The 3,785-nt window shown below is 68.5% G+C and carries 2 protein-coding genes, 1 tRNA gene and 1 pseudogene; all 4 read left to right on the top strand.

The window, feature by feature from the left end:
* Positions 1 to 240: 240 nt before the first annotated feature.
* A tRNA-Gln gene (locus tag ACK4FB_RS14760) sits at positions 241 to 314 on the top strand.
* A 222-nt stretch (positions 315 to 536) separates the two neighbouring features.
* Positions 537 to 1,361, top strand: a complete 825-nt coding sequence (locus tag ACK4FB_RS14765; RefSeq protein WP_409753964.1) for an IS5 family transposase — start codon at positions 537 to 539, stop codon at positions 1,359 to 1,361.
* A 296-nt stretch (positions 1,362 to 1,657) separates the two neighbouring features.
* Positions 1,658 to 2,856 (top strand): annotated as a pseudogene (locus tag ACK4FB_RS14770) (IS256 family transposase).
* 406 nt (positions 2,857 to 3,262) lie between these two features.
* Positions 3,263 to 3,785 (top strand): type I restriction-modification system subunit M N-terminal domain-containing protein (locus tag ACK4FB_RS14775; protein ID WP_409753967.1); only part of this gene is annotated, 523 nt, incomplete at its 3' end.

Consider the following 3,785-nt stretch of genomic DNA (forward strand, 5'->3'; position numbering starts at 1 on the left):
CTGCGCGTGCTCGGCGCGCGCGCCCGCCGAAACCGCCATCACGGGCGGGCTGGTCGGGGTGTCGCGTGCGGTGCTCTCGGTCATCCTGGGTCCGGGCCGGCGGCGCAGATCGCGGGCCAGTAACGAATGATCCGGAGATGTGGGGCGCGGAGCAAGCGGTTTCCATGCCGCCCCGGATGGTGTTGAACCGCGCGGGCGAGGATGCTACATGCGCGGCCCCGGCCGATGGCCGCCACCGCTTGGGGGATAGTTTAGCGGTAGAACTCCCGGCTCTGACCCGGGCAGCCTTGGTTCGAATCCAGGTCCCCCAGCCACTTCCCAAGCGTTCTCAGCGCTTCCTGACAGCGATGGCTCTCGCGGACGCGCGAAGGGCCGGGCAGCGTGTCATGAGGGTTGCTGTGGCATCCATGAGCGCAAGGAGGGTCGTGTGGGATGTGGCTGACGAGAACGTCGCGAGCCACCCATCGATTGACCGCGTTAAGTGACCGTTTGAGAAAGGCTTGTGGTGGCGCGGCGGGGTCTGATTCAAGCTCGGGATGTGGACCCGAGAGACCCGAAGCCGGATGGCCGAGCTTGGCCGCAAGACGAAGCGCTACCCATCGGACCTGACGGATGAGGAATGGGCTCGGATTGAGCGGTTGCTGCCGAAGCCCTCACGGCGAGGCCGCAGGCCCGCTGTTGACCTGCGCGAGGTGCTGAACGCGATCCGCTACATGGCACGCAGCGCGGGCGGCTGGCGGATGCTGCCGGTGCACTTCGGGCCGTGGCAGACCGTCTACTGGTGGTTCCGGCGTTTCGTCCGGCGCCTGCTGTTCCGCACGATCCACGATGTCGCTCTGATGCTTGACCGCGAGGCGGCGGGCCGGGAGGCCAGTCCCACAGGCGGCGTGCTCGACAGCCAGACGGTGAAGGCGCCGTTCGCCGAGGTGCGCGGTTTCGACGGCGGCAAGCGGATCGTCGGGCGCAAGCGCCACGTCGCCGTGGACACGGACGGGCGCCTGCTGATGGTGAACCTCACACCTGCCGATGTGTCGGACAGCGCGGGCGCGCAGGCGATCCTCGATGCCATCCGCAAGCGTTGGCCGTGGCTCAAGCACCTCTTTGCCGACGCGGGCTACGACCGGACGAAGCTGATGGAAAAGGCCGCATTCCTCGACTTCGTGGTCGAGATCATCCGCCGCTCCGAAAAGGCGACAGGCTTCGCGGTCATCCCGCGCAGGTGGGTCGTCGAGCGCACCTTCGGTTGGATGATCCGCTGGCGGCGTCTCGTCCGCGACTACGAGAAGCGCCTCGACGTGTCCGAGGCCATGATCCACGTCGCCATGGGCGCCCTGCTGCTCCGCCGCGTCGCCCATCGCTGAATCTCAAACGGTCACTAAGAGGCTGTCTCGAAACACCGTCGATATGAGCGGTGGTGCTGGATGGCCGGGCTGCATCGTGTTGCGACCGGGTTGCGACACCTTGGGCGAAGGACGCGATGGGGACCCCGGCCGGCCCGGGGTCGTGTCCCCGGACGTGGTGTAAGACGGCCAGAGCCTGGGGCGCGAAGCGAAGCCCCTGGCTGAACGGAGCGGGTCGCCCCGGGCGGCCACCGGGGTGATCCCTGGCTAGGGTTGGGTTGCTGAGACCTGCAACCCCGAGCCTTGGAACAACCACGATGACCGATGACAGTATTGCCCTTCGCGAGATGCTGGAAAAGGGTTCCGACGCGGCCTTCCTGCGCGAGATGATCGGCTTCGCCGCGCAGCGCCTGATGGAACTGGAGGTGGGCGAGGTGACCGGCGCCGCCCATGGCGAGCGCAGCCCGGGCCGCCTGGTGCAGCGCAACGGCTACCGCGACCGCGACTGGCAGACGCGGGCAGGCACGGTCGAACTGCGGATCCCGAAGCTGCGCCGCTGCTCCGACTTTCCGACCTTCCTGGAGCCCCGCCGGACGGCCGAGAAGGCGCTGACGGCGGTGATCCAGGAGGCCTACGTCCAGGGCATCTCCACCCGCTCGTTGGACGACCTGGTGCGCGCCATGGGGATGGAGGGCATCAGCCGGAGCCAGGTCAGCCGCCTCTGCGCCGAGATCGACGAGCGGGTCCGCGACTTCCTCGCCCGCCCCGTCGAGGGCGACTGGCCCTACCTCTGGCTCGACGCCACCTACGTGAAGACCCGCGAGGCCGGGCGCATCGTCCCCGTCGCCGTCACCATCGCGGTGGGCGTCAACGCCGACGGCCAGCGCGAGGTCCTCGGCATGGCGGTCGGCAGTTCGGAGGCGGAGCCATTCTGGCTGGAGTTCCTCCGCACCCTGAAGAGGCGCGGCTTGGCGGGCGTGAAGCTCGTCGTCTCCGACGCCCATGAGGGCCTGAAGGCCGCCGTGACGAAGGTGCTGCGCGCCAACTGGCAACGCTGCCGCCTCCACTTCGCCCGCAATGCCCTGGCGGACGCGGGCAAGGCCCAGCTGCGGATCGTCTCGGCCTGGATCGGCACTGCCTACGCCCAGGAAGATGCCGCGGCTGCGCACGCCCAGTGGCGCACCGTCGCCGACCAGCTCCGTCCCAAGGTACCCAAGCTCGCCACCTTGATGGATAGCGCCGAGGAGGACGTGCCCGCCTCCATGCATTTCCCCGCCGCCATCGGACCAAGCTGCACAGCACCAATCCGATCGAGCGCCTCAACGGCGAGATCAAACGCCGCACCGATGTCGTCGGCATATTTCCCAATGAGGCCGCCGTCGTCCGCCTCGTCGGCGCGATCCTGCTCGCGCAGTCCGACGAATGGGCCACCCAGCGCGCCCGCCACATGACCCTGGAAACCATCGGCGTCGTCAGCGACACTTCCCACGTCAGCCTGTCCGCCGTGACCGCCTGACCGGCGGCCCAGCCCGCCAGGGACCATCGCTCCTACAACACGCGTTGGGATGCGACCCCGGCCTCGGGCGGTACGCCTCGATCAGCGGGATGGCAGTGCGGGAACGAATCGAGCGGGGCCATCTTGGGTCGCTGCTGAGGCTGACGCTGCTGGCGCCGGATATCGTGCGGCCGATCCTAGACGGGCGGCATTCGGAGGCGCTGACACTGCCAATGCTCACGGAGCCGATTCCCGTGGAGTGGAACGGCCAGCGGGCCGTGCTGGCCGGGTTCAGCCACCGCCCACCTCGCTCTCGACAATCAGCGCATCGCGGATGACAGGGCCGGCATGTCCGGGCACAGTCGCGGCTCGTTGGGTCGCTCCTGCGTCCGCCATACCTCCGGCCGAATTCCATTGAGCCCGCTTCATGAGCCACGCGTCCCTCTCCGCCCTCATCTGGTCCGTCGCCGACCTGCTGCGCGGCGACTACAAGCCGTCCGAATACGGCCGTGTCATCCTGCCCTTCACCGTACTGCGCCGGCTCGACTGCGTGCTGGCGCCCACCAAGGCCGAGGTGCTGGCGAAGAAGGCGGAGTGCGAGAGGCAGGGCCTGAACCCGGAACCCTTCCTCGCGCGCATCACCGGCGTGCCCTTCGCCAATACCTCCTCCCTCGACCTCCCCCGGCTGATGGGCGACCAGGACCATATCGGCCCGAACCTCGCCGCCTACATCCAGGGCTTCTCGCCCGCCGTCCGCGACATCTTCGACCGCTTCCGCTTCGCCGAGCAGACCGACCGGCTGCAGAAGGCCGGGCTGCTCTACCAGGTGACAGAGCGCTTCGCCGGCTTCGACCTCAGCCCCGCCGCCGTCAGCAACCACGACATGGGCCTCGCCTTCGAGGAGCTGATCCGCAAGTTCGCCGAAATCTCCAACGAAACCGCCGGCGAGC

The organism is Brevundimonas sp. (assembly GCF_046299535.1).
Lineage (GTDB): Bacteria > Pseudomonadota > Alphaproteobacteria > Caulobacterales > Caulobacteraceae > Brevundimonas.